Source organism: Aeromonas schubertii, assembly GCF_000820105.1.
Taxonomy (GTDB): domain Bacteria; phylum Pseudomonadota; class Gammaproteobacteria; order Enterobacterales; family Aeromonadaceae; genus Aeromonas; species Aeromonas schubertii.
Window position 1 is genome coordinate 38,483 of sequence record NZ_CDDB01000052.1, and the last position, 24,921, is coordinate 63,403.

The window sequence follows — 24,921 nt, forward strand, 5'->3', positions numbered from 1 at the left end:
CTCCTTGTGACAGGGCCTGGGGCCCTGCATCAAGGGTAGCGTCCCGGCGCCGGGTTACCTGGTCTGCAAGTCCAGTTTCAGGATTTCCACCGGCCAGCGGGTGCGGTTCTTGCCCCCCTGAAACAGTGAGACCCTGTCCATCTGGGGGACCGGCATCCAGATGACATTCTGATCGTCGATCACCGGCGCATCGACCCAGTGCAGGCGCTCATCCTGAATGACGGTCTCGATGCGCCCGTCCGGCAGGCGGCGCTTGAGTGCGCTCTGCTCCAGATCCGAGAAGTAGAAGGTGCCATCTTTCCCCATGGCCGTTCCCCCGGTGGGCGGCATGTCGAACCAGACCTCAACCTGTTTGGCCAGTGCCGCGTCGTCGAGGGCCGGGTTGTCCAGGGCCCGGGTGGGGATGCGGTACATGGGGCCATTGAGCGGGCCATAGTAGAGCCATTGCCGGTCGGGGCTGAGCTCCAGCGGATCGGCATTGACCTTGAGCAGTGAGCCATCGGGCGTGAGCACCACGTTGTTGCCGGCCCAGATGGCCTTGTCGCTGGCCCGGGTCGAGGGGCTGTCGGTCAGCACGCGCCGCGCCGCACCGCTCTCCAGGTCCAGGACGATGAGCCCGGGCCAGCCCGCATCGGTGAGGTAGGCGTGCCTGCCCTTGATGCGCACGTCATCCACATAGCTGTGATCGCCGGCGATCTCGGGGCCGAGATAGTAGATCCGGTCGGTGTTGCCGGTGGCGATGTTGAACACCACCACCTTGGCGCCCTGCGGCAGGGGCTTGCCCCCGAAGTCGGGGGCGCCGGTGTCGACGACCCAGAGCTGATCGCCGATGCGGCGGATGGCATTGATATTGATGAAGTGCCGGGCGGCCGGTTGGCCCAGGGTCCAACTGTTCCACTGGCGATCGGGCCAGGCGTGTTCGTCGCCTGCCTGATCGATCCAGACCAGTTGGGGACCTCGGGAGCGGGTCCAGCGAGGGGCGGCGGCAAACAGAGTGTTGTCCGCCCTGGGGGCCACCGCATTCCAGTTATGGGTGTGGCTGCTGGCGGCGACCGTCAGCTCGGTGCTCTGGGCCAGAGCGGGGGTCGCCAGGGCCAGGGCGATCGCCAGGAGAGAGGGGTTGAGTTTCATAGGGTCAATCCTGTTGGGGATCAGGCGCTCTGCCCGATCAATGGTTGCATGGCGGTGATGGCCTCAAGGGCGACCTGCTCCAGGGGTTCACCGAGGCGGCTGACCCGATAGTCGAGGCGCTCGATGAGCTCGTTACCGAAGCGCAGGGCGTCGAGAGCCACGACGCACTCTGCCCCCAGGGCCTCGATATGCTCCTCCGGCGCCAGCAGCACGGCTCTGTCTGTGCCCCCCAGCAGGCCCTTGGGCTCTTGCAGTTCGCGAATGGTGTGGATGGCGTGCAGGAACTGGGGCCGCCACAGGGGGACGACCACCCAGCGCCCCTCTGCCACCGCCTGCTCGAAGGCGGCCAGGCAGTCGGCCTCACTGCCGCTGCGAAACTCATAGCCGGCCTCCTCCAGTTGGTATTCGGCCATGATGCGCCGGGAGAAGCGGGTGATGCCGGCCCCTTCGCCAATACCCTGGATGAGCGGTGTCATCTGCCTGACCACGTCGGGAGCGAGCAGGTCCTGCACCGAGCCCACCCGATCGGCGGGTACATAGTCGGGCACGCCCCAGAGGGCATAGGACTCATAGTGCAGGCCCAGCTCTCGCACGGCCCGGCGCTCCCTGACCCGCTCCAGGTAGCCGCCGTGACTGTGAGGCAGCCAGGCTGAAGTGAGCAGATCCAGCTCTCCGGCGGCCAGGCGCTCGAAGTTGGCCTCGTGGGGGGCGTAGTGGGTGGTCACCTGGTGACCCTGTTGTTCCAGCACGGTACGCACCAGGGCGCCGGTCATATGGTGAAAGGAGAGATCGGTGACTCCGAGTCTGATGAGCATGTTGCCTCCCGGGCGGTGAAGATGAGTTCGATGGTGACCCCGTTGTTATCCTCCAGAAAGAGTTGCCACTCCTTGAGTTCGGGGACCAGACGACGGGTGTAGGGGGTGTGGTGAGCCTCGAGCCGGGCCGTCATGGCGGCAAGGCCCTCGGCCCGCAACGAGATGTGGTCGATGGCGCCGCTCCCGCTCAGGCCAGGGCGATAGCCGAGGTAGTCGGTGAGCCCCTCCTCCTCTGTGACCGGTAGCAGGTGCAGCAGGGGGCGCCCCTGGCTATAGAGCCAGTGGCCGGGAAAGGGGAAGGGGGGGCGTGCTCCCTCCTCCAGCCCCAGACGATCCCGGTAGAAGGCCAGGGTTTGGTCGAGATCCCGGGTGCGCAGGGTGAAGTGATCGATGGCATGAATCACGGCATTCTCTCCTGTGGGCCGCCCCGCAGGGCGGCGAGGGTGGATCAGAGGGCGCTACCGGGTTGCGGGGCCCGGCCCGTGCGCTCCTGGGTGAGGATAAAGAGCAGACCCAACAGCGGGAGCAGGGCGCCGAAGAAGGGGAGACTCGCCGGCCCGAAGTGGCTGTCGACCACGGCGCCCCCGATCACCCCTCCCAGGGCGTTGGCGACATTGAAGGCCGAGATGTTGGCGGTCGCCGCCAGCTCGGGGGCGCGGGTGCCGTGGCGCATGACACGCATCTGCATGGCGGGCAGGTTGGCGAAGGTAGCGACGCCAAACAGGAAGGCCGCCCCCAGGAAGAGCCACTGGCTGCCGGCGACCAGCCCGACCAGCAACATGGAGGCCAGGGTCATCAGCGGCCAGATCCGCAGGGCGCGCTGCAGGCTGTGGTCGGCACTGTGCCCCCCAATGCTGTTGCCGATGACCAGGCCGAGACCCACCACGACCAGTACTCCGGTGATGCTCTCGCGCTCGAAGCCGGCCACCTGCTCCGCGAGGGGGGCTATGTAACCATAGAGGGCCATGAAGCCGGACCAGCCGAGGACGGTGAAGAGCAGGCTGGCGATCAGATCCCAGTTGCGAAACGCCCCCAGTTGATGACCGAGTGAGCCCCCCTGCTCCGCGGGTTGGCGGGGAATGGCCAGGGCGATGGCCAGCAGGGCGATGACGCCGAGCAGGGCCACGGCCAGGAAGCTGGTGTGCCACTCCATGGCGTTGCCAATCCAGGCGCCCGCCGGCACCCCCAGCACGTTGGCCAGGGTCAGCCCTGCAAACATCTGGCCGACGGCACGGCCTGCCATCTTCTCGCTCACCATGCGGGTCGCCACTACGGCACCGATGCCGTAGAAGGGGCCCTGGGTCAGGCCGGCCAGGATGCGGCTCACGATCAGGGTGGTGTAGTCGGTGCTGTAGGCGGCGATCAGATTGGCGATCACAAAGAGCACCATCAGGGCCAGCAGCACATTGCGCTTCTCGAAGCGGGCCAGCCAGAGGGTGAGGATGGGGCCGCCGAAGACGATGGCCAGGGCATAGGCGGTGATGAGGTTGCCCGCCTGACCTGCGGTGACCCCCAGGGTGTCGGCCACCTGGGGCAGGATGCCGGCGATCAGAAACTCGGCGGTGCCGATGGCAAAGGCGCTTAAGGTGAGGATCCAGATCCGGGCCGGTAAGGTTTGACGCTGTTTCATTCTGGTCGCCTCAGTTGATCAGGGCGCCGCCATCGATGTCGATGATGGCGCCGCTCATGAAGGGGTTGTCGATAGCCAGCAGATAGCCGGCGGCCAGATCGTCGGCCCGACCGTGGCGGCCAACCGGCAGGGTGGCCGCAGCCCGGCTCAGCATCGCCTCTTTGGCTTCCCCGCTCATGGCACCGTAGGCCTCGGTGTCGGTGAGGCCGGGGCTGACCACGTTGACCCGGATAGGGGCCAGCTCGCGGGCCAGTATCTTGGCGGCCGCCTCGAGGGCGGCATTCATGGTGGTCTTGACCAGGGTGCCCGGGACCGTCTTGCGGGCCAGGAAGCCGCTGGTCAGGGTGATGGTGCCGCCGGGGGCCATATGGGAGGCGGCACAGCGAATGACGGCCAGGGTGCCCCAGAACTTGATGTCGAAGGCCGCCTTGGCCGCCGCCAGATCCAGACCGAGCAGATCTCCGCTCGGCGCCTGGGATCCGGCGGTGATCACCAGGTTATTCACCTGGCCGAGGGGGGCGAGGAGCGCCTCGATGGAGGCGATGTTGGTGATATCCAGGCCGCTTCTGCGGCTGGCGGTGATGACACGGCCGGGGCGCTGACCCAGGGCCTCGGCCACGGCGCGACCAATACCTGTGTGGCCACCGATGATGACGGACAGAGTGTGCTGATGAAATGGCATGGGCATGATCCTCTCTGAGACGGCGGGCAATCCGCGCCTTTGTCTGCTGGAGAAGATAGATTGGACGGTGTATTTTGATAATTGCCGTAAAATCTAAAACATAATTCGGAATATCAATACAATCATGCTCGACAACCTCAACCTGTTTCTGGTCATCGTGGAGAAGGGGGGGCTGGCCGCCGCCGGGCGCGAGCTGGGCCTCTCCCCGGCCACCGTCTCGGAGCGACTGGCCGCGCTGGAGCGCTACTACGGTGCCACCCTGCTCAGCAGGACGACCCGCTCCATCAGCCTCACCGAGGAGGGGCGCCTGCTGCTCGAGGAGGGGCGCCACCTGTTGGCCCAGGCCGATGGTCTGCGGCGCCGGCTGCGTGACGGGGGAGACGAGATGAGTGGCCTGCTGCGCATCAGCGCCCCGCTGGACTTCGGCACCAGCCGTTTGGTTCCCCTGCTCGATCGCTTTATGGCGCAGCATCCGGGGATCGCCCTCGATCTCAATCTGACCGACGGTTATCTGGATCTGGTGGGACAGGGGGTCGATCTGGCCCTGCGTTACGGGGATCTGGCCGATAGCACCCTGAGAACCCTGTCGCTGGGAGAGAATCGTCGGGCCGTCTGTGCCTCACCCGACTATCTGGCGCGTCGGGGTGTGCCGACCCATCCGGAGGAGCTGTCCGCTCACGACTGCCTGCTGATGCGCTTCGGGGAGCATCCGGAGCGCTGGTGGTCGTTTCAGATAGGGGGGGCGCTGAAGCGGGTGATGGTCCAGGGACGGCGCATCAGCAACAACGGCCATCTGGTGCGCCAGTGGTGCCTGCGGGGGGAGGGCGTCTGCCTCAAGTCCCGTTGGGATGTGGGGCAGGATCTGGCCAGTGGACGCCTGGTGGAGATCCTGCCCGAGTTTGCGGCGCCGGCATCGCGCTTGCAGATTGTCTACCCCTCGGGGCGTCACCAGCCACGCCGGGTGCGGGCTCTCATCGACGCCCTGGTGGCCGAGTTTGGTCGCCCCGCTCAGGGGTAGACCCGGGTCTCCATCACCAACCCCTCGTCGGTCGGGGAGAGGTTGACCTGTACCCGGCCCAACTCGGCCAGGGCGGTGGCATGGGTGCCGCCGCAGGGAATCGTCACCTCGCGCCCGTCCAGGGTGCAGTGCCACCAGCGTGAATCGATGATGGCCTCCCCGTCGCGGCTGCGGCGGATCGCTCCCCCCGTGGTCATCCAGTCGGCGAGCCGGGCGTTGACCGCCTGCTCGATGGCCGGCAGGGCCGCCAGCAGCTCGGGCCCCATCACCCCCTTCTTGCGTAGACTCTTGCCAATGCGGTAGTGCTCGCTCGAGCCGTGAGGTTCGACCCGGGAGCGGGTAATGGCGAGACGGTCGAAATCGGGTTGGTCGAGGGCATCGCGCTCGGTTGGCTCTTTCTTCCAGAAGGGGATGAGCGCCTGATTGAGGGCCAGGGCCGCCAGATGACAGCCGCTGTGGCCAAGGGAGAGGGGGAGGCGGTGGGCCCCGTCGACCCGCAGGGTCACCGGCGTGCCGGCGCTCAGGGCGTGCACGCCCTGAAGAGGGTGCACCACCACGAAGGCCCAGCCCGGCTCACCGCGCTTGACCGGAATGGCCCGGTCGACGAAGAGCGCTCCCTCCGGACTCACTGCCCCCATGCGGCAGGAGGCGATGGGCGCTTCGCCCCCCTCCCAGTGCACACTCCCCAGATCCCCCGGTTGATCGGGCCAGAGGTGGCTCTCGGGATGGAAAGGCGTGAGATCGGTAACCATCAGGGTCTGGTTGTCGGCGATCTGGGTGAGCAGTACATGAGCCTGCTCCTCCAGATGGCCCAGCACGAAGCTGGCGCGGGTATGTTCCATGGGATCCTCCGTCGATGATGGGGGGAGGATACCGTAAAAGCGGCGGGCGCCTCATTAACCGATGTTAATGGGCGCCCGCGATATCCGGGTGATGAGGACGCTACAACAGGGAGACCAGGAGATAAGCGTTGAGGCCCACCACCAGGGTGACGATGACGCGCCCCAGGGCCTGGGTCAGGGGGTGGTTGCGGTGCACGCCCATCAGGGCGCGCTCCCCGGTCAGCATCAGCAGCGGGATCAGCGCCAGCGCGATGCCAAAGCTCAGCACCACCTGGCTCATCACCAGAATCTCGGTGGTGTTGAGCCCCATGGCGATCACCACGAAGGCGGGGGCCATGGTGATGGCACGGCGCAGCCAGAGCGGGATGGTGAAGCGCACGAACCCCTGCATCACCACCTGGCCGGCCAGGGTGCCGACCACGGTGGAGCTGACTCCCGAGGCGATCAGCGACAGGCCGAACAGGGTGGCGGCGGCCTGACCGAGCAGGGGCGTCAGGGTCGCGTAGGCGGTCTCGAGCTCGGCTACCTGCTGGTGGCCGCTGGCGTGGAAGGCGGCGGCCGCCATCGCCATCATGGCCAGGTTGACGAAGCCGGCGATGGTCATGGCGATGGCCACATCCACCCTGGTCGAGTGCAGCCGCTGCTCCACGCTGGAATCGGCCTGCTGGCCCTGGGTCAGGGCCGAGTGCAGGTAGATGACGTGGGGCATCACGGTGGCGCCGAGCACCCCGGCGGCCAGATAGATAGCCTGATCATTGGGCAGGGAGGGCAGCAGGGCCCCCTCGAGCAGGCTCGGCAGGTGCGGGCGGGAGAAGAGCAGTTCGACCAGGTAGGCGGCGGCCACAAACAGCAGCAGGCCCCCGACCACGAACTCCAGCGGCTTCTGGCCGCGGCTCTGCAGCATCAGTATTCCCCAGGTGATGACGGCGGTGAGGCAGGCGCCCTCGAGCAGGGTGACCCCCAGCAGCAGCTGGAAGCCGACGGCGGCCCCGATGAATTCGGCCAGATCGGTCGCCATGGCGATGATCTCGGCCTGTACCCAGTAGGCCCAGACGGCGGGGCGTGGCAGCCGGTCACGGATGTGTTCGGCCAGGTTCTTGCCGGTGACGATGCCGAGTTTGGCCGACAGGGTCTGTACCAGCATGGCCATCAGGTTGGCCCACACCACCACCCACAGCAGTTGGTAGCCGAACTGGGAGCCGGCCTGGATGTTGGTGGCGAAGTTACCCGGATCGATATAGCCGATGGCGGCGATAAAGGCGGGACCAAGCAGGCTGAGCCTGAGTTTTCTCTGCTGCGGCAGGGCCAGTGCGGTGGGTTGCATGATGTGACCTCCCAAGTCTGATGAAGAGAGGATACATGCAAGTGAGAATTATTATCAATTGGTTGTGGGTATCGGATCCATCGGCATCACCTTGCCTGTTGCAGTCGGGGCCTGCATTTCGTACAATACGCCGCCCTAGAAAGCAGCGTCTACACATACACGTTCCTTGCCTCCGAGGTTTGGCTGCACCCGGGCGGAGGCTGATTAACCCGTAAGGAGCTGATAATGCGTCATTACGAAATCGTCTTCATGGTTCACCCGGACCAGAGCGAGCAGGTTCCTGGCATGATCGAGCGCTACACCGGCGCCATCACCACTGCCGGTGGTAAGATTCATCGCCTGGAAGATTGGGGCCGCCGTCAACTGGCTTACCCGATCGAGAAGCTGCACAAGGCTCACTACGTTCTGCTGAACGTGGAAGCCGAGCAGGCTGTCATCGACGAGCTGGAAACCAACTTCCGCTTCAACGATGCCGTTATCCGCAACATGATCATGCGTACCAAGCACGCCGTGACTGAAGTTTCTCCGATGGCCAAGGCCAAGGAAGAGCGTTCTTTCCGCCGTGACGACGTTCGCAGCGAAGAGTCTGCCGAAGCTGCTACCGAAGCTTCCGCAGAAGAGTAATTCCGGATCACTGAATAGAGGATAAAGGCAATGGCACGTTATTTCCGTCGTCGCAAGTTCTGCCGCTTCACCGCCGAGAACGTAACCGAGATCGACTACAAAGATATCGTTACCCTGAAGAACTACATCACTGAATCTGGCAAGATCGTACCGAGCCGTATCACCGGTACCCGCGCCAAGTATCAGCGTCAGCTGGCTCGCGCCATCAAGCGCGCCCGTTACCTGGCTCTGCTGCCGTACACTGATCTGCACAACAAGTAATCAGTCCGGCGCTTACGCCTAACTCAACGAATTTAAAGAGGAAAGGTAATGCAAGTTATCCTGCTCGATAAGATCGCCAAACTGGGCGGTCTGGGTGATCAAGTCAACGTTAAGCCTGGCTTCGCCCGTAACTTCCTGATCCCGCAAGGCAAAGCCGTGATGGCCACCAAGGCTAACATCGCTTCTTTCGACGCCCGTCGTGCCGAGCTGGAAGCCAAGCTGGAAGCCACCCTGGTTGCCGCTCAAGAGCGCGCTGCCAAGCTGGGCGAACTGGCTGCCGTTGTTATCGCCTCCAAGGCCGGTGACGAAGGCAAGCTGTTCGGTTCCATCGGTACCCGCGATGTGGCTGACGCCATCACCGCTGCTGGCGTAGCCGTGTCCAAGAGCGAAGTTCGCATGGGCAACGTTCTGCGTTCCACCGGCGAGTACGAAGTTTCCGTTCAGCTGCACGCTGACGTGAAGGCTACCGTACAAATCCAGGTTGTTGCTGCCTAAGCAACAGGTCCTGGTTGAAAAACCCGCGCATTGCGCGGGTTTTTTATTGCCTGTGACAGGGGTAGAGTGGAGTCGTTATCACTGACAGAGGAGGCTTCCCATGGCCGACTGGGTCGAGGGTCGGGTGCTCGAGCGCATCGACTGGACCGATACACACTTCTCCCTGCGGGTACAGGCCGAGCTTCCCCCCTACAAGGCGGGTCAGTTCACCAAGCTGGCCCTCTGTGACGGCGAGCAGAAGGTGCAGCGCGCCTACTCCTTCGTCAATCCCCCCAGTGCCTCCTGGCACGAGTTCTATGTGGTCGAGATCCCGGATGGTCAGCTGACCCCCCGACTCGGCTCCCTGCAGGCGGGCGACAGCCTGCTGATTGCCGCCAACCCCAGCGGTTTTCTTACCCTCGACGAGATCCCCCCCGGCCGCGATCTCTGGATGCTCTCCACCGGTACCGCCATCGGTCCCTTCCTCTCGATCCTGGTCGATGGCGAGGTGGCGATGCGTTTTGACAACCTGGTGCTGGTGCACGGGGTGCGTCATGGGGAAGAGCTCGCCTATCAGCCCCTTATCGAGCAGTTGAAGGAGCGCTATGGGGGGCGATTGTGCTATGTGCCCATGGTGAGCCGGGAAGTCTGGGCCGGAGCTCTCTCGGGGCGGATTCCGGCGGCCATCGAGGGAGGCGCCCTGGAGCAGAGGGTCGGGCTGACCATAGCCCCGGAGACGAGTCAGGTGATGATCTGCGGCAATCCCGAGATGGTGCGCGATACCCAGCGGGTGCTCATGGAGCGGGGGCTGACCAAGAACCTGAGGCGAAAACCCGGCCAGATCAGCGCCGAGAACTACTGGTAAGCAGACAGGGGGCCGATGGCCCCCTGTCTCGTTGTACGCCTCATCAGAACTCGTTGGAGAGCGCCTTGTAGCCCTTCACCAGATCGATGTTGGTGTGGGCCACATCTTCCGAGAACTCGGCGGCGTCCACCGTCACCCTGGGGATGGTGGCCAGATCGCTCTGCTGATTGATGCGGGTGGTGGAGGGGACGTAGAACTCGGGGGGCAGATCGCAGCCATCCACCACCGAGTTGTGGCGTACCACGCAGCCATCACCGATGTGGCAGTTGAACAGCACGCTGTTGAAGCCGATGAAGACCCGGTTCCCCACTTCGCACGGCCCGTGCACTATGCTGCGGTGAGCGATGGAGCTGTACTCGCCGATGGTGACGGCGGCTCCCGACTTGGAGTGGATCACCACCCCGTCCTGAATGTTGGAGTTGGCGCCGATGACGATGGGCTCCATGTCGCCGCGCTCGTCGACCTCGTCGGCGCGGATCACGGCGTAGGGGCCGACGAAGACATTCTCGTGAATGATCACCTTGCCGCAGATGATGGCGGTCTTGTCGATATAGGCCGATTCGTGGATGACCGGCAGGTGGCCGGAGGGGTTCTTGCGGATCATGGGGCTTTCCGTGGGTTGCTGACAGAACGCCCCAGCTTACTCCTAAACAGTATTAGGTGAAACTGCCACACTCCTCCGGACACCGGGGCCCCGAAGGGCCCCGCCTTACGCCAAGGAGGCGGCCGGTTGACGGTCGCGACGCTCCTGGCGCCACAGCCAGAGCCCGACGAGGAAGCCGACGCCGCACAGGGCCGTCACATAGTGGGAGGGGGCCAGCACATCCTCTTTCATCCACAGGGTCACCAGCATGGGGGTGAGGCCACCGAAGATGGCGTAGGCGACGTTGTAGGAGAACGACAGGCCGCTAAAGCGCACCACGGGCGGGAAGGCGTTCACCATCACATGGGGCACGGCTCCGACGATGCCAACCGCGAAGCCGGCCAGCATGTAGTGGGTCACCATGTCGCCCCGCCCTGCCGCCAGACCGTGATAGAAGAGGGTGACGCTGATGGCCAGCAGCGCGCTGCCGAGCAGGAAGGTGCGACCGCTGCCAATGGCATCGCACAGGCGGCCGTAGAAGATGCAGCCGGCGGTCAGGGCCAGTATGGCCAGAGAGTTGGCCTGCAGGGCGTCGGCCGGGGCGATGGCGTGGATCTTCTGCAGGTAGGTGGGGGTCATCAGGATCACCACCACGATGCCGGCGGAGAGCAGCCAGGTGAGCAGCATGGAGACGATGACGCCCCCCTTGTGTTCGCGCAGCACGGTGCGCAGGGGCAACTCGTCGGCCAGTGCCTTGTTGGCCTGCATCTCGGCAAAGACCGGGGTCTCGTGCAGCCAGCGGCGCAGGTACATGGCCACGATGCCGAAGACGCCGCCGAGCACGAAAGCCAGACGCCAGCCCCACTGGCTCACATCGGCCGGGCTCATACCCTTGTTGATGGCGGTGGCCACCAGGGAGCCCAGCAATATGCCGGCAGTCAGGCCACCGGTCAGCACGCCGCAGGCGAAGCCGATGCGCCGGGCCGGCACATGCTCGGCCACGAATACCCAGGCCCCCGGCACTTCGCCACCGATGGCGGCGCCCTGCAGGATGCGCAGGGCCAGCAGCAGGATCGGAGCGGCGATACCCAGCACCGCATAGGTGGGCAGCAGGCCGATGAGCAGGGTGGGCAGGGCCATCATGATGATGCTTAAGGTGAACATCCGCTTGCGACCGACCAGATCGCCGAAGTGGGCCATGATGATACCCCCCAGCGGGCGGGCCAGGTAGCCGGCGGCGAAGATGCCGAAGGTCTGGAACTGGCGTAACCACTCGGGGATGTCGGCCGGGAAGAAGAGTTCACCGATCACCACGGCGAAGAAGACGAAGATGATAAAGTCGTAAAACTCCAGTGCGCCGCCCAGGGCGGCGAGGCCCAGGGTCTTGTAGTCCTGTCGATTGAGGGGGCGGGTCGTCATGGGTTCTCCTTGTGATTATCGCAGTGCGGTCCGTGCTCCCGTGCTGGGATGCCGAGTCTATGGAGGGTAAGATGCCCCGGCGTTCCAAGTAAATCGCGCAATCTGCAACACAGCCTTGCGTTTACCGAATGGAGCAGCTTCCTTCGGCACACAGTATGGGCGAGCATGAAGGAGTTCACATGGCCAAGGTTCTGCTCTCATGGAGCAGCGGCAAAGACAGCGCCTGGGCGCTGCACCGTCTGCGTCAGCAGCCGGGGATCGAGGTCGTCGGCCTCTTCACCACCACCAACGAGGTGTTCGAGCGGGTGGCCATCCACGGGGTGCGCGACGAGCTGTTGCACGCCCAGGCCGAGGCGGCGGGGCTGCCCCTGCAGGTGATCCCGCTGCCCTGGCCCTGCAGCAACGCCGACTACGAGGCGCGCATGGGCGCTTTTGTGGCCCACTGTCGCGAGATGGGGATTGATCACTTCGCCTTCGGTGATCTCTTCCTGGAGGAGGTGCGTCGTTATCGGGAGGAGGCGCTGGCGGGCACCGGCATTACTCCCCTGTTTCCGCTCTGGGGGACGCCGACCGACCAGCTGGCGCAAGAGATGCTGGCCGCCGGCCTCAAGGCGACGGTCAGCACCTGCGATCCGGCCCGGGTGCCGCGTCAGGTATCGGGCCACCCCTTCGACGGTGCCCTGCTCGCACTGCTGCCGGCCGGGGTCGATCCCTGTGGCGAGCACGGGGAGTTTCACACCTTCGCCTGGGACGGTCCCATGTTCCGCCATCCGGTGGTGTGCCACACTGGCGAGACGATCGAGCGGGAGGGGTTCCTCTACACCGATCTGTTGCCGGGACAGGGGTCACCAGGGGAGAGATAACAAAACGGGGATGCCTTGGCATCCCCGTGTCGTTTACAGCAGCTCTTCGATCTCGCTGCGCAGGTACTGGAACAGCTCGCGGTAGGCGGCGGGCGGCTTGTTCTGCTCGCGCTCCTTTTGCACCGAGCGCAGCAGTTGGCGCAGCTTCTGGCGATCCAGCTCGTGGAACTGGGCCAGCAGCTCGTTGATGGCGCCATCCCCTTCGCTGATCAGGCGCTCGCGCCACTGCTCCAGGCGGTGCTGGCGCGCGTTGGCGGTGGCATGACGGTTCTTGATGATGGCCAGCGCCTCGGCGATGGGCTCCACATCACGGCTGCGCATCAGGCGACCGATAAACTGCAGATGGCGGCGATAGGCTTCGTTCTTCTTGGGCTTGAGCTTGTGGGCCATGGCCACGGCGTCAGCCAGCTCCTCATCGAGGGGCACCTTGGCCAGCTCGCTGGGTTTGAGGTCGACGATCTCCTCACCCATGTTCTGGAGGGCCTCGGCGTCGCGCTTGAGCTGGCTCTTGCTGGGGCCGTCCCACTCGTCATGCTGGTCGTCGTTGAAATGACTCATTAATTTCGGATCCTGTGATGTTGTTCGCATCGGTTTGGCCGATATGGTACCAGCTTCTCCCGCCCTTTGCTGGGCTCTGTTATGCTTAGGCCCTTTCCCCACCTATCAGACTGGATGTATGGATCAGCAAGCGCAAATCCGCCAGGAGCAAGCCCAGCTCGAGAGTGCCGTGGCCGAGGCTCTCGACATTGCAAAGGCGTTGGGGGCCTCACTGGCCGAGGTCTCCATCAGCAAGCAGACCGGATTGTCGGTCAATACCCGTGGCGGTGAGCTCGAAAGCATCGAATTCAACAAAGACGGGGCGCTGGGCATCGCCGTCTATCGGGATGGCTGCAAGGGATCGTCATCCACCACGGATCTCGGCCGCGATGCGATCCGCGCCTGTGTCGAGGCCGCCATCGAGATTGCCCGCCACACCTCTCGCGATGAGGCGGCAGGACTGGCCGAATCCGAGCTGCTCGCCTGGGATGCTCCCGATCTCGAGCTCTGCCATCCGGTGGCCCTGGATCCGGCCGAAGGGACTGCCCTGGCCCTGGAGTGCGAGCGACTCGCCATGGGGCGCGATCCGCGCATCAAACACTCCGACGGGGCCGGCTTCACCAGCCATCTTGGGGTCAAGGTCTACGGCAACAGCCATGGCTTCGTGAAGGGCTATGCGGCATCGCGCCACTCCTTGAGCTGCGTGTTGATCGGCGAGCAGGACGGCGAGATGCAGCGGGACTACGGCTGGAGCTGCAGCCGCCGGATGGGGGATCTCTGGAGCCCGCAGCGCATCGCCGACGAGGCGGTGGAGCGCACCCTGTCCCGTCTCGGCGGGCGCAAGATAGGCACTCGTCATGCGCCCGTACTGTTTCATCCTGACACCGCCTCGGGCCTGTGGGGCCACCTGGTGATGGCCATCAGCGGTGGCAACCTCTATCGCAAGTCGAGTTTTTTGCAAGAGAAGCTGGGTCAGATCATTTTGCCCGAGTGGCTCACCATCACCGAGCACCCGCACCTCAAGGGGGGGCTCGCCAGCGCCCCCTTTGATGGGGAAGGGGTGCGCACCCGGGATCTCGATATCATCCGCGATGGCCGTCTGATGACCTGGCTGCTCACCTCCTACTCGGCGCGCAAGCTGGGGCTCACCACCACGGGCCACGCCGGCGGCATCCACAACTGGCAGGTCTCCCACAGCGGTCAGGATTTCCAGACGTTGCTCAAGGAGATGGGCACCGGATTGCTGGTGACCGAGCTGATGGGGCAGGGGGTTAATATCGTCAATGGCGACTACTCTCGGGGGGCGGCAGGCTTCTGGGTCGAGAACGGTGAAATCGCCTATCCGGTGGAAGAGATCACCATAGCCGGTAACCTGAGCGATATGTTTGGCCAGATAGTGGCGGTGGGCAGCGATGCCGACGAGCGCTCCAGCCTCAAGACCGGCTCTGTGCTGATCGAAAACATGAAGTTGGCCGGGCATTAAGCGCCGGTAAAAACCAAAACGGCACCCGAGGGTGCCGTTTTTATTGGTAGCAAGGATTACTCCTTGATGCGCTCGATGCGACCACCCAGCCCTTGCAGCTTCTGCTCGATCTGCTCGTAGCCACGGTCGATGTGGTAGATGCGATCGACCAGAGTGGCCCCTTCGGCCACGAAGCCGGCCAGCACCAGGCTGGCGGAGGCACGCAGGTCGGTCGCCATCACCTGGGCGCCCTTGAGCTGCTGGGTGTCGCGGCAGATGGCCACGTTTCCTTGCAGCTCGATATCGGCCCCCATCCGCACCAGCTCGGGCACGTGCATGAAGCGGTTCTCGAAGATGGTCTCGGTGATCATGCCGGTGCCTTGGGCCACGGCGTTGAGCACGGTGAACTGGGCCTGCATGTCGGTCGGGAAGGCCGGGTAGGGGGCGGTCTTGATGGTGACCGGCTTGAGGGTGCGGCCGGTCATGTCCAGGCTGATCCAGTCCTCACCTTTCTCAACCAGGGCTCCGGCCTCTTCCAGCTTGACCAGCACCGCCTCGAGCAGGCTCGGATCTGTGTTGCGGCAGACGATCTTGCCACCGGTGACGGCGGCGCCGACCAGGAAGGTACCTGTCTCGATACGATCCGGCTGGACTGTGTAGCTACCGCCGTGCAGACGCTCGACCCCGTCGATGGTCAGGGTGTCGGTGCCGGCACCCTGGATCCTGGCGCCCAGGGTATTGAGGAAGTTGGCGAGATCCACCACCTCCGGCTCACGGGCCGCGTTTTCGATCACGGTGCGACCATCGGCCAGGGCGGCGGCCATCATCAGGTTCTCGGTACCGGTGACCGAGACCATGTCCATCAGGATGTGGGCACCCTTGAGGCGGCCGTCGACACGGGCCTTGATGTAGCCGTCTTCGATGGTGATCTTGGCACCCATCAGCTCCAGGCCATGCACGTGCAGGTTGACCGGGCGGGCACCGATGGCGCAGCCACCGGGCAGGGAGACGTCGGCCGCGCCGTAGCGGGCGGCCAGCGGGCCCAGAGCCAGAATAGAGGCGCGCATGGTCTTGACCAGCTCATACGGGGCCACGTGATTGTTGACGGCCCCGGCCAGTACGGTGACGTTGCCGTTCACCTTGGTGGTGGCGCCCAGCATCTCCAGCAGCTTGACCGTGGTGGCCACATCCTTGAGGCGTGGCACGTTGGAGAGCTGCACCTCTTCGTCGCACAGCAGGGTGGCGAACAGGATCGGCAGGGCGGCGTTCTTGGCGCCGGAGATGGTCACTTCACCAGAGAGGGTGCAGGGGCCGGTGATCTTGAATTTTTCCATGGTTTACTTCTTTACCAAATCAGGAGGGTAGCTGGAATTTACGCTCGCGTTTCCACTCGGCCTCGGTGTAGGCCTTGATCGAGAGCGCGTGGATCTCGTTGGTGGCGATCTTGTCCATCAGGGGGGCATAGATGGCCTGCTGTTTCTTTACACGGCTCATGCCGTCGAACAGGTCGGCCACGGCAATCACCTGGAAGTGGCTGCCGTCACCGGTTACGTGAACCTCGGACAGGGGCAGGGCCTCACGCAGGATTGCTTCAATTTCAGAGACTTGCATAGTCGTCCTTAGGCTTGGGTAGAAAAGAGCCCGGCCACACCGTAGAGGGTGGCCAGCTTGTCGAAGTCGTCGGGCATGCCGATAAGGGCAGGGGTCTGGCCACGCTCGCGCACGGCCTTGGCCCACTTGACCATGATGGCCACGCCGGCCGAGTCGATGGCGATGAGTTCGCGCAGATCCATGGTCTCGTCCTGCCACCACTGGTCACGGATGGCCCAGAGACGCCGGACCTGTTCCCCCTGCAGATCGCCGCTCAGCTTCATTTTTTCAGCACCAGCGGCTTGGCGTTGTGCTCATTGAGCTGTTTGATCACCGCATCGATGCCGTTCTGGCGAATGAGGCCACCCAGCTCGCTCTGCTTGGCAGAGAGCAGGCTGATCCCTTCGGCCACCATGTCGAAGGCCTTCCACTGTTCGGTCTTGTTGTTCTTGCGCAGCTTGAACTCGAGGTTGATATCGGGCTTGCCGGCCTCTTTCACGCTCAGGTTGACGGCGGTGATCTCCTTGCCATCGAGCGGCTTGGCCGGCTCGACCTGAACAGTCTGCTTGTCGTAATGGGCAAGGGCATCGGCGTAGGAGCTGATCATGTACTCGGTGAAGGCGCTCACAAAAGCGTCACGCTGCTCCGGGGTGGTTTGTTTAATCTGGTTGCCGAGCACCTTGTAGGCGGCGAAGCGGTTGTCGATGTAGGGCAGCAGCTCCTCGCGGATGATCACCCGCAGGTGGTCCGGATTGGTCTTGATCTGGGGTTGATCGCTCTTGAGGCGGGCAAAGGTCTTGTCGGCGGCCAGCTGGATCAGAGCATAGGGGTCAGCCGGATAGGTGTCGGCCCGGGCCACCAGAGAGAAGAGCAGGCCGGCCATGATGCCGAGCACTAACAGAATCTTTTTCATCGTGATTACTCCTTGCCGCTGTCTGACTTGCTGTAGAGGAATTTGCCGATCAAGTCCTCCAGGACGATGGCAGACTTGGTATCTTCCAACGTGTCTCCATCCTTGAGCTCACGGGTGCCCATCTCTTCATCGCTGAACCCGGGGACCAGGCCGATATATTGCTCACCGAGCAGACCGGATGTGAGGATGGAGAGGGTGCTGGTTTCGGAAAACTGGCCCGCCGATTTCTGCATCTGCATGGTCACCAGAGGTACCTGATTCTTGGGATCCAGGGTGATGTTGCTGACGCGGCCGACGACCACACCACCGACCTTGACCGGAGAGCGTACTTTCAGGCCGCCGATATTATCGAAATGGGCGTGAATGGTATAGGTTTCCCCTTCGCTCTTGAAGCTTAACCCCGCCACCTGCAGGGCCAGGGCCAGGATGGCGCCCATACCAGCCAGCATGAAGCTGCCGACCAGGAATTCTGTCTTGCTGAATTTCATCGATTTATCCAAACATGATGGCTGTGAGTACGAAGTCCAGGCCGAGCACGGCCAGGGATGAGTGGACCACGGTTCGGGTGGTCGCCTGGCTGATGCCGGCAGAGGTCGGTTTGGCATCGTAGCCATTGAACAGGGCGATCCAGGTCACCACCATGGCGAAGATGAGGCTCTTGATGGCGCCTTGCATGATGTCTTCATGCCAGTCGACGGCGGCCTGCATGGCGGACCAGAAGCCCCCCTCGTCGACCCCCAGCCAGTCGACCCCGACCAGCTTGCCACCCAGAATACCGATAAGGCTGAACATAAAGGCGAGCAGGGGCATGCTGATGACTCCGGCCCAGAAACGGGGAGCCACCACCCGACGCAGGGGGTCGATGGCCATCATCTCCAGGCTGGAGAGCTGTTCGGTCGCCTTCATCAGGCCGATTTCGGCGGTCAGGGCCGAGCCGGCGCGGCCGGCGAAGAGCAGGGCGGTGACCACGGGACCGAGTTCCCGCAGCAGCGAGAGCGATACCAGAGGGCCCAGGCTCTGTTCTGCCCCGAAGTCCACCAGTACGTTGTAGCCCTGCAGGGAGAGCACCATGCCGATGAACAGACCCGACACCAGTATGATGGCGACCGACTGGACGCCGACCACATAGAGCTGCTGGACCAGCAGTGGAAAGTGCTTGCGCGGGGCCGGCTTGCCCACCAGGGCGTGGAACAGCATGATGCCGGCCCGCCCGACGGCGGTGATGGCGCGCACTCCGCGGTGGCCCAACTGGCCAATCAAATCAATCAACATCAGAGATCCTGTAGCAGCTCGCCGGCCGGGAAGTGGAAGGGGACTGGGCCATCCGGCAGGCCGTTGAGGAACTGGGCCACCTCCGGGTTATCCTCGCGGCGCAACTGCTCCGGAGTGCCCTGGGCCACCACCTTGCGGTTGGCGATGATGTAGGCGTAGTCGGCGATGGTCATCACCTCGGTGACGTCGTGGGTGACGATGACGGAGGTGATGCCGAGGGCATCGTTGAGATCGCGAATGAGTTTCACCAGCACGCCCATGGTGATGGGGTCCTGCCCGACGAAGGGTTCGTCATACATGATGAGCTCGGGGTCGAGGGCTATCGCCCGGGCCAGGGCGGCGCGACGGGCCATGCCACCGGAGAGTTGGGAGGGCATCAGTCTGGCGGCGCCACGCAGGCCCACCGCCTCGAGCTTCATCATGACGATGGTGTGGATGAGCTCCTCGGGCAGTCCCGAGTGCTCGCGCAGGGGAAAGGCCACGTTGTCGAAGACGGTCATCCCGGTGAACAGGGCGCCGCTTTGAAACAGCATGCTCATGCGCTTGCGCAGCTCGTAGAGTCGGCTGCGCGGCAGCGCCGGAACATTCTCTCCATCGAACAGTACCTCGCCACTGGTGGGCTTCAACTGCCCGCCGATGAGGCGCAGCAAGGTGGTCTTGCCGATCCCGCTGGGTCCCATGATGGCGGTCACCTTGCCTCGGGGAATATGCAGGCTGATGCCGTCATAGAGGAGGCGATCCCCATGACTGAAGGTGAGGTTGTTGATGGTAATCAGGTCAGGATTCAAGCCTTGGTCCATCCAGTTGTGACAAGGGGCAAATTTTAGGGGCTAGTCTAGTGGGAAGCAATCTTCCGGAACAACTATTGAACAGGGGGAGATCGCCGCAGATGCGACAAATTTGTGTTGCCAAATGTGTCAATACTGATGAAAACGGAGCCGATTCGCTTATCCTGTCAGAGTTTTTTATAATCCCGCCTTTCCACCCTGTTTCGGAGCCCCCTTTTCATGTCCGATGTCAGCGAAAACGTCTCTGTGGTCTCCCGTTTCAAACTCAGTGCCAGCCGGGTGCTGGAGATTGAGCAGGAGGCGATCGCCGGCCTGCAGCAGTACCTCGATGAGGCCTTTGATCGGGCCTGTGAGATGATTTTGCATTGCGGGGGAAAGATAGTGGTGACCGGCATGGGCAAGTCGGGCCATATCGGCAGCAAGATCGCCGCCACCCTGGCCAGCACAGGGACCCCGGCGTTTTTCCTGCATCCCGGTGAGGCGAGCCACGGGGATCTGGGCATGATTTCAGAGGGCGATCTCATCGTTGCCATCTCCAACTCGGGAGAGAGCGACGAGATCCTGGCCCTGCTGCCGGTGCTCAAGCGTCGCGGGGTGCCGCTCATCTGTATGACCGGCAATCCGGCCTCCACCATGGCCCGTGAGGCCAATGTGCACCTCTGCATCCGGGTTGCTCGTGAAGCCTGCCCCCTCGGACTGGCGCCCACCTCAAGCACCACGGCGACCCTGGTGATGGGGGATGCCCTGGCGGTTGCCCTGCTTGAGGCGCGCGGCTTCACCGCCGACGATTTCGCCCTCTCTCATCCCGGCGGCTCTCTGGGCAAGCGGCTCCTGCTGCGGGTCTGCGACATCATGCACAAGGAGGCGATGTTGCCCCTGGTGAGCGTCGATGCCTCCATCAGCGAGGCGCTGCTGGAGGTGAGTCGCAAGGGGCTCGGCATGACCGGCGTAGTGGCTGCCGACGGTACCCTGGCGGGCCTCTTCACCGACGGGGATCTGCGCCGCATTCTGGACCAGCAGGTGGATATCCATCACACCCCCATCAGCCGGGTGATGACGGCCAACTGCATTACCGTGGGGCCTGCTATGATGGCCGCCGAGGCGGTGAAATTGATGGAAACCCGTAAAATCAATGGATTACTTGTGGTCGATGAGCATCGACGCCCGCTTGGGGCCTTCAACATGCACGACCTGCTGCGCGCGAGGGTCATTTGATGTCTGATGTGATGACGCCCTATGGCACCGTGCCGGCCGAGCTGATGGCCCGTGCCGCTCGCATCCGGCTGCTGGTGTGCGACGTGGACGGAGTGCTCTCCAATGGCTTCATCTATATGGGGAATAATGGGGAGGAGTTCAAAACCTTCTGCACCCGGGATGGCGCCGGCATGAAGGCGGTGATGAGAGCCGGCGTCGAGCTGGCCATCATCACGGGGCGCAGCTCACGTATCGTCGCCGATCGGATGACGAGCCTGGGGGTGCGGCATCTGGTGCAGGGCGCGGATGAGAAGCTGCCCCACTTCGAACGACTGCTGGCCGAGCTGGGGCTGTCTCCCGAGGAGGCCGCCTACGTGGGGGATGACACCATCGATCTGCCCGTGATGCAGGCGTGCGGCCTGGGGGTGGCGGTGGCGGATGCGCATCCGCTGGTGCTGGCCAGAGCCCATATGGTGACCCGACTCGGGGGAGGGCTCGGGGCGGTGCGCGAGGTGTGCGATCTGCTACTGCAGGCCAGAGGGCTGCTCGATGGCGGTGCGGAGGTGTCCGTATGAACCGCCAGACCCTGCTCTTTGGCGTGCTCTTTATCGTGGCACTGGCCTGTTGGCAGGTGCTGAACAAGCCGGTTGCGACGGTGGAGCCGACGCAGAAAGAGCATTTTCAGCCCGATTTTGTCGCTCGGGACATGGTGACCCTTCAATATGACGAGGAGGGACGATTGCAGGACCGTCTCGAATCTGTCTACGCCGAGTATTTCCGTGCCATCGAGATGGTCAACATGACTCAACCCATCTTCTATCGCTACGATGAGCAAGGGCGGCCCGAATGGCGCCTTACCGCCGAGGAGGGGGTGCTTAACGTCGGTGATAACGCCATCTTGCGCCGCAAGGTACAGGTGGACGGACTGCTGGAGGAGGGGCCGGTGAAGCGCCTCGATACCGAATATATGGAGCTGGACCTGAATAATCAGGACATACGCAGCAATCAAGAGGTCAAGATGCTTGGCAAGGACCTGCAGACCGGGGGACTCGGTCTCAGGGGCAATCTGGACAAGCGCTACTTTGAGTTACTGGAACAGAGTCATGCGATCTATTTCAATGAAAAACGTTAATCTCGCCCTGGTGGCCCTGCTCTGCTGCGGCACCCTGCAGGCCAAGCAGTCGGATTTCGCCGAGCCGGTCTATGTGGATGCGGTGACCCAGACGGCCGAGTTGCAGGATAACCGCCTCACCTTTACCAAGGATGTGATCATCACCCAGGGAACTATCAAGATCCACGCCGACAAGGTGGTCGTGGTGCGCGGGGCCGAGAAGGGTTCCGAGGTGATGACCGCTTATGGCAAACCGGCCACCTTCTTCCAGATCCTGGACAACGGCAAGCCGGTCAACGCCCATGGGGACACCATTCGCTATGAGCTCAAGAAGCGTCTGGTGACCATCACCGGCAATGGCCAGCTCAAGCAGGAAGATAGCCAGGTCAACGGCGATCTGATCCGCTATGACATCGTCAAACAGAAGATGATGGCCGAGAGCAGCGATACCGGCTCACGGGTCAAGACGGTCTTCCTCCCCGATCAGGTGGAGAGTTTTGACAAGCCGGCTGACGGCAAGAAGGAGTAAGCTCATGGCGGTATTGAAGGCGGTAGGCCTGCAGAAGAGCTACAAGAGCCGCATGGTGGTCAGCGACGTGAGTCTGGAGGTGGGCACGGGTCAGATCGTGGGCCTGCTAGGGCCGAACGGAGCCGGCAAGACCACCTCCTTTTACATGATTGTGGGCCTGGTTCAACGGGACGCGGGCCACATCACCATCGACGATCGTGATATCAGTGCCCAGCCGATGCACCAGCGTGCCCGTAACGGAATCGGCTACCTGCCCCAGGAGGCCTCCATCTTTCGTCGTCTCTCGGTCTACGACAACCTGATGGGGGTCATAGAGACGCGCAAGGGACTCTCCAAAGAGGAGCGGGTCGACCTGGTCGAGCAATTGCTGGAAGAGTTCAACATTACCCATATTCGGGACAACCTGGGCCAGAGTCTCTCCGGTGGCGAGCGCCGTCGGGTCGAGATCGCCCGAGCCCTGGCGGCGGATCCCCGCTTCATTCTGCTCGACGAGCCCTTTGCCGGCGTGGACCCGATTTCTGTGATAGACATCAAGAAGATCATCCAGCATCTCAAGGATCGCGGGCTTGGCGTCTTGATCACGGACCACAATGTCAGGGAGACTCTGGATGTATGCGAGAAGGCTTATATCGTCAGCCATGGCAAGATGATCGCCGAAGGAACCCCGGAGCAGATCCTGGCCGATGAACAGGTCAAGCGGGTCTATCTGGGGGATCAATTCAGTCTATAGTAAGGGTGATCTCCCCTCGCCTGAATGCTGAACATAAGGACATTCCAACGTAGATGAAGCCGACACTGCAGCTGCGTCTGGGTCAACAGCTGACCATGACGCCACAATTACAACAGGCCATCCGTTTACTCCAGCTTTCGTCCCTGGAACTTCAGCAGGAAATCCAGCAAGCCCTAGAGAGCAACCCATTGCTGGAGCAGGAGGAAAGTGATCTGGATCCGGATGGGCGAGAGCCTATGCCGGAAGTCGGCGATGCCAGCCAGATGGATAGCTCCGAGGCCATGTCCCAGGAGCAGATGCCTGACGAATTACCGGTTGATACGACCTGGGATGAGGTCTACTCGGCCGGCACGGCCCAGCTGGCGACGCCCTCCTTCGACGGGGAAGAGACCGTCTACCAGGGGGAAACCACCGAAAACCTGCAGGACTATCTGCTGTGGCAGATGCGTCTCACCCCCTTCTCCGATCTCGATGCCGCCATCGCCCTGGCCATTATCGATGCCATCGACGAGTCCGGCTACCTGACCGTGACCCTCGAAGATATTCAGATGGCAGTCAGCTCCGAAGAATACAGTGTGGAGATGGACGAGGTTGAAGCCGTGCTCAAACGGGTGCAGCATTTCGACCCCGTCGGGGTGGCCGCCCGCTCGGTGCAGGAGTGCCTGCTGATCCAGCTTGGCCAGTTTGAACCGACCCTCCCCTGGCTCAAAGAGGCGATCGAGGTGGTGACCGAGCACATGGATCTGCTGGGGGCCCGCGATTACCGGACACTGGCGCGCAAGACCCGGCTCAAGGAGAGCGAGCTCAAGGAGGTGCTCGACATGATCCTTCAGCTCGAGCCCCGCCCCGGTAATAGTGTGGTGCAGAGCGATTCCCAATACGTGATTCCGGATGTCTCCGTGGTCAAGAAGGGAAAGCGCTGGGTGGTCGAGCTCAATCCCGACAGCGCGCCGCGGATCAGGGTCAATGAGACCTATGCGGCCATGGCGCGTAACGCCCGCAGCAGCACAGATACCCAGTTTATCCGCTCCCATTTGCAGGAAGCTCGCTGGTTTATCAAGAGCCTGGAGAGCCGTAACGAGACCCTGCTCAAGGTGGCCAACTGCATCGTCGAGCAGCAGCAGGGCTTCTTCGAGTATGGGGAGGAGGCGATGAAGCCGATGGTGCTGAACGACATCGCCGAGGCGGTGGAGATGCACGAGTCGACCATCTCCCGGGTGACTACCCAGAAATTTATGCATACTCCCCGCGGTATTTTCGAGCTGAAGTACTTCTTCTCGAGCCATGTGAATACCGAAGGTGGGGGAGAATGTTCATCGACCGCCATCCGCGCCTTGATCAAGAAACTGGTGACGGCCGAAAACCCTGCCAAGCCGCTTAGCGACAGCAAGATCACCGATCTGCTGGCAGAGCAGGGGATCATGGTGGCACGAAGGACCATCGCCAAGTATCGCGAGTCCCTCATGATTCCACCCTCCAATCAGCGCAAACGCCTGGTGTAGGCAAAACAAAAGGAAGACGTTATGCAAATCAATCTGACTGGACACCATGTAGAGATCACCGAAGCACTGCGGGAGTACGTCAATAGCAAGTTTGCCAAGCTGGAGCGCCATTTCGACCATATCAACAACGTGCACGTGGTTCTCAATGTCGAGAAGCTCAAGCAGATCGCCGAGGCCAAGCTGCACGTCAACGGTGGCGAAGTCTTCGCCAACTCCGAGCATGCGGACATGTATGCCGCTATCGATACCCTGATCGACAAGCTGGATCGACAGATCATCAAGCACAAAGACAAGCTACAGCAAAAATAAGATGCAACTGGAACACATATTGAGCAGGGACTGCACCCGGAGTGCAGTCCCTTGTAGTAGTAAGAAGCGGGCGCTGGAACTCATCAGTGAGTTGGCGGCCGATCATCTGGGCACTTCTCGTCAGACCCTGTTCGAGTGCCTGTTGGCCCGTGAAAAGATGGGCAGTACCGGGATCGGCGGCGGTATCGCCATTCCCCATGGCCGTATCGGGGACGAATTTCCCCCGACCGCCGTGCTGCTCACCTTCGAAGAGCCCATCTCTTTCGATGCGATCGACAACCAACCGGTCGACCTTCTCTTTGCGCTGCTGGTTCCCGAGAGCGAATGCAAGCAGCACCTCAAGACACTCTCCATGATGGCCTCGCGGCTTGCTGACAAAGGCATCTGCCGTCAGTTGCGCCAGGCGGCCAGCGATGAAGAGCTCTACCAGATCATGATTTCCGCCTGAACCCC

32 protein-coding genes are annotated in these 24,921 nt (G+C 62.8%); 15 read left to right on the forward strand and 17 right to left on the reverse strand.

Annotated elements, in window-relative coordinates; translation table 11 throughout:
- Positions 1–54 precede the first annotated feature (54 nt).
- The 5 genes from BN1133_RS10730 to BN1133_RS10750 are packed head-to-tail and all read right to left on the reverse strand — an operon-like array spanning position 55 to position 4,258.
- Positions 55–1,131, reverse strand: a complete 1,077-nt coding sequence (locus BN1133_RS10730) for an L-dopachrome tautomerase-related protein (protein ID WP_050666523.1) — start codon at positions 1,129–1,131, stop codon at positions 55–57.
- A gap of 20 nt (positions 1,132–1,151) precedes the next feature.
- A complete protein-coding gene (locus tag BN1133_RS10735) occupies positions 1,152–1,946 on the reverse strand; it encodes a glycine betaine ABC transporter substrate-binding protein (protein WP_082177987.1) in 795 nt (264 codons plus the stop codon).
- Positions 1,901–2,350, reverse strand: a complete 450-nt coding sequence (locus BN1133_RS10740; RefSeq protein ID WP_050666525.1) for a VOC family protein — start codon at positions 2,348–2,350, stop codon at positions 1,901–1,903. Before BN1133_RS10740 ends, BN1133_RS10735 begins: the two co-directional genes overlap by 46 nt.
- A 44-nt stretch (positions 2,351–2,394) precedes the next feature.
- Positions 2,395–3,576, reverse strand: coding sequence for an MFS transporter (locus tag BN1133_RS10745; RefSeq protein WP_050666526.1), 1,182 nt, complete (start codon positions 3,574–3,576; stop codon positions 2,395–2,397).
- Between the two features lie 10 nt (positions 3,577–3,586).
- Positions 3,587–4,258, reverse strand: coding sequence for an SDR family oxidoreductase (locus BN1133_RS10750; protein ID WP_050666527.1), 672 nt, complete (start codon positions 4,256–4,258; stop codon positions 3,587–3,589).
- Between the two features lie 124 nt (positions 4,259–4,382).
- On the opposite strand from BN1133_RS10750, the gene BN1133_RS10755 reads away from it, so the two are divergent.
- Positions 4,383–5,276 (forward strand): LysR family transcriptional regulator, encoded by an 894-nt coding sequence (locus BN1133_RS10755; protein ID WP_050666528.1) that lies wholly within the window; start codon positions 4,383–4,385, stop codon positions 5,274–5,276.
- On the opposite strand, the gene BN1133_RS10760 is transcribed toward BN1133_RS10755, so the two are convergent.
- Entirely contained in the window at positions 5,267–6,118 is an 852-nt protein-coding gene (locus BN1133_RS10760) for an alanyl-tRNA editing protein (RefSeq protein WP_050666529.1), read from the reverse strand. The genes BN1133_RS10755 and BN1133_RS10760 overlap by 10 nt on opposite strands.
- A 100-nt stretch (positions 6,119–6,218) precedes the next feature.
- Entirely contained in the window at positions 6,219–7,442 is a 1,224-nt protein-coding gene (locus BN1133_RS10765; RefSeq protein ID WP_050666530.1) for an Nramp family divalent metal transporter, read from the reverse strand.
- A gap of 225 nt (positions 7,443–7,667) precedes the next feature.
- On the opposite strand from BN1133_RS10765, the gene rpsF reads away from it, so the two are divergent.
- The 4 genes from rpsF (at position 7,668) to BN1133_RS10785 (ending at position 9,666) form a co-directional block, all read left to right on the forward strand.
- Positions 7,668–8,066, forward strand: coding sequence for a 30S ribosomal protein S6 (rpsF, locus tag BN1133_RS10770; RefSeq protein ID WP_005349590.1), 399 nt, complete (start codon positions 7,668–7,670; stop codon positions 8,064–8,066).
- Positions 8,067–8,096: 30 nt separating this feature from the next.
- Complete coding sequence (gene rpsR, locus BN1133_RS10775; RefSeq protein ID WP_005308890.1) at positions 8,097–8,327, forward strand: 30S ribosomal protein S18; 231 nt, start codon at positions 8,097–8,099, stop codon at positions 8,325–8,327.
- Positions 8,328–8,375: 48 nt separating this feature from the next.
- Positions 8,376–8,822, forward strand: coding sequence for a 50S ribosomal protein L9 (gene rplI / locus BN1133_RS10780; RefSeq protein WP_050666531.1), 447 nt, complete (start codon positions 8,376–8,378; stop codon positions 8,820–8,822).
- A gap of 100 nt (positions 8,823–8,922) precedes the next feature.
- The gene (locus tag BN1133_RS10785) at positions 8,923–9,666 is read left to right on the forward strand and encodes a ferredoxin--NADP reductase (protein WP_050666532.1); all 744 of its coding nucleotides are present in this window, start codon (positions 8,923–8,925) and stop codon (positions 9,664–9,666) included.
- A 43-nt stretch (positions 9,667–9,709) separates the two neighbouring features.
- On the opposite strand, the gene BN1133_RS10790 is transcribed toward BN1133_RS10785, so the two are convergent.
- The gene (locus BN1133_RS10790) at positions 9,710–10,270 is read right to left on the reverse strand and encodes a gamma carbonic anhydrase family protein (protein ID WP_050666533.1); all 561 of its coding nucleotides are present in this window, start codon (positions 10,268–10,270) and stop codon (positions 9,710–9,712) included.
- Between the two features lie 105 nt (positions 10,271–10,375).
- Positions 10,376–11,668 (reverse strand): MFS transporter, encoded by a 1,293-nt coding sequence (locus BN1133_RS10795; protein ID WP_050666534.1) that lies wholly within the window; start codon positions 11,666–11,668, stop codon positions 10,376–10,378.
- Between the two features lie 179 nt (positions 11,669–11,847).
- Between BN1133_RS10795 and BN1133_RS10800 the strand changes: the two genes are divergently transcribed.
- Positions 11,848–12,531, forward strand: a complete 684-nt coding sequence (locus BN1133_RS10800; RefSeq protein WP_050666535.1) for a Dph6-related ATP pyrophosphatase — start codon at positions 11,848–11,850, stop codon at positions 12,529–12,531.
- 33 nt (positions 12,532–12,564) lie between these two features.
- Here the strand turns inward: BN1133_RS10800 and yjgA are convergent, their stop codons facing one another.
- Positions 12,565–13,089, reverse strand: coding sequence for a ribosome biogenesis factor YjgA (gene yjgA / locus BN1133_RS10805; protein ID WP_050666536.1), 525 nt, complete (start codon positions 13,087–13,089; stop codon positions 12,565–12,567).
- Positions 13,090–13,207: 118 nt separating this feature from the next.
- Between yjgA and pmbA the strand changes: the two genes are divergently transcribed.
- Entirely contained in the window at positions 13,208–14,551 is a 1,344-nt protein-coding gene (pmbA, locus tag BN1133_RS10810) for a metalloprotease PmbA (protein WP_050666537.1), read from the forward strand.
- A gap of 56 nt (positions 14,552–14,607) precedes the next feature.
- Here the strand turns inward: pmbA and murA are convergent, their stop codons facing one another.
- The 7 genes from murA to mlaF are packed head-to-tail and all read right to left on the reverse strand — an operon-like array spanning position 14,608 to position 19,105.
- On the reverse strand, positions 14,608–15,864 hold the full coding sequence (murA, locus tag BN1133_RS10815; protein WP_050666538.1) for a UDP-N-acetylglucosamine 1-carboxyvinyltransferase: 1,257 nt from the start codon (positions 15,862–15,864) through the stop codon (positions 14,608–14,610).
- 19 nt (positions 15,865–15,883) lie between these two features.
- Entirely contained in the window at positions 15,884–16,141 is a 258-nt protein-coding gene (gene ibaG / locus BN1133_RS10820; RefSeq protein ID WP_005349627.1) for a BolA family iron metabolism protein IbaG, read from the reverse strand.
- Between the two features lie 8 nt (positions 16,142–16,149).
- Positions 16,150–16,404, reverse strand: a complete 255-nt coding sequence (locus tag BN1133_RS10825; protein ID WP_050666539.1) for an STAS domain-containing protein — start codon at positions 16,402–16,404, stop codon at positions 16,150–16,152.
- Complete coding sequence (gene mlaC / locus BN1133_RS10830; RefSeq protein WP_050666540.1) at positions 16,401–17,033, reverse strand: phospholipid-binding protein MlaC; 633 nt, start codon at positions 17,031–17,033, stop codon at positions 16,401–16,403. Before mlaC ends, BN1133_RS10825 begins: the two co-directional genes overlap by 4 nt.
- Positions 17,034–17,038: 5 nt before the next feature.
- Positions 17,039–17,521, reverse strand: coding sequence for an outer membrane lipid asymmetry maintenance protein MlaD (mlaD, locus tag BN1133_RS10835; protein ID WP_050666541.1), 483 nt, complete (start codon positions 17,519–17,521; stop codon positions 17,039–17,041).
- A gap of 4 nt (positions 17,522–17,525) precedes the next feature.
- A complete protein-coding gene (gene mlaE / locus BN1133_RS10840) occupies positions 17,526–18,305 on the reverse strand; it encodes a lipid asymmetry maintenance ABC transporter permease subunit MlaE (protein ID WP_050666542.1) in 780 nt (259 codons plus the stop codon).
- Positions 18,305–19,105 carry a phospholipid ABC transporter ATP-binding protein MlaF gene (gene mlaF / locus BN1133_RS10845; protein WP_050666543.1) on the reverse strand — a complete coding sequence of 267 codons (801 nt, stop codon included), beginning with the start codon at positions 19,103–19,105 and terminating at the stop codon, positions 18,305–18,307. The genes mlaE and mlaF overlap by 1 nt, the downstream gene beginning before the upstream one ends.
- A 207-nt stretch (positions 19,106–19,312) precedes the next feature.
- On the opposite strand from mlaF, the gene BN1133_RS10850 reads away from it, so the two are divergent.
- The 8 genes from BN1133_RS10850 to ptsN are packed head-to-tail and all read left to right on the forward strand — an operon-like array spanning position 19,313 to position 24,916.
- Positions 19,313–20,308 (forward strand): KpsF/GutQ family sugar-phosphate isomerase, encoded by a 996-nt coding sequence (locus tag BN1133_RS10850; protein WP_050666544.1) that lies wholly within the window; start codon positions 19,313–19,315, stop codon positions 20,306–20,308.
- The gene (kdsC, locus tag BN1133_RS10855) at positions 20,308–20,862 is read left to right on the forward strand and encodes a 3-deoxy-manno-octulosonate-8-phosphatase KdsC (RefSeq protein ID WP_050666545.1); all 555 of its coding nucleotides are present in this window, start codon (positions 20,308–20,310) and stop codon (positions 20,860–20,862) included. The genes BN1133_RS10850 and kdsC overlap by 1 nt, the downstream gene beginning before the upstream one ends.
- Entirely contained in the window at positions 20,859–21,419 is a 561-nt protein-coding gene (lptC, locus tag BN1133_RS10860) for an LPS export ABC transporter periplasmic protein LptC (RefSeq protein ID WP_050666546.1), read from the forward strand. Before kdsC ends, lptC begins: the two co-directional genes overlap by 4 nt.
- Positions 21,406–21,927, forward strand: a complete 522-nt coding sequence (gene lptA, locus BN1133_RS10865) for a lipopolysaccharide transport periplasmic protein LptA (protein WP_050666547.1) — start codon at positions 21,406–21,408, stop codon at positions 21,925–21,927. The genes lptC and lptA overlap by 14 nt, the downstream gene beginning before the upstream one ends.
- Before the next feature lie 4 nt (positions 21,928–21,931).
- On the forward strand, positions 21,932–22,657 hold the full coding sequence (gene lptB / locus BN1133_RS10870) for an LPS export ABC transporter ATP-binding protein (RefSeq protein WP_050666548.1): 726 nt from the start codon (positions 21,932–21,934) through the stop codon (positions 22,655–22,657).
- A 53-nt stretch (positions 22,658–22,710) separates the two neighbouring features.
- Positions 22,711–24,159 (forward strand): RNA polymerase factor sigma-54, encoded by a 1,449-nt coding sequence (locus BN1133_RS10875; RefSeq protein WP_050666549.1) that lies wholly within the window; start codon positions 22,711–22,713, stop codon positions 24,157–24,159.
- A 21-nt stretch (positions 24,160–24,180) separates the two neighbouring features.
- Positions 24,181–24,468 carry a ribosome hibernation promoting factor gene (gene hpf / locus BN1133_RS10880; protein ID WP_005349651.1) on the forward strand — a complete coding sequence of 96 codons (288 nt, stop codon included), beginning with the start codon at positions 24,181–24,183 and terminating at the stop codon, positions 24,466–24,468.
- A 1-nt stretch (position 24,469) separates the two neighbouring features.
- Entirely contained in the window at positions 24,470–24,916 is a 447-nt protein-coding gene (gene ptsN / locus BN1133_RS10885; protein ID WP_050666550.1) for a PTS IIA-like nitrogen regulatory protein PtsN, read from the forward strand.
- Positions 24,917–24,921 lie beyond the last annotated feature (5 nt).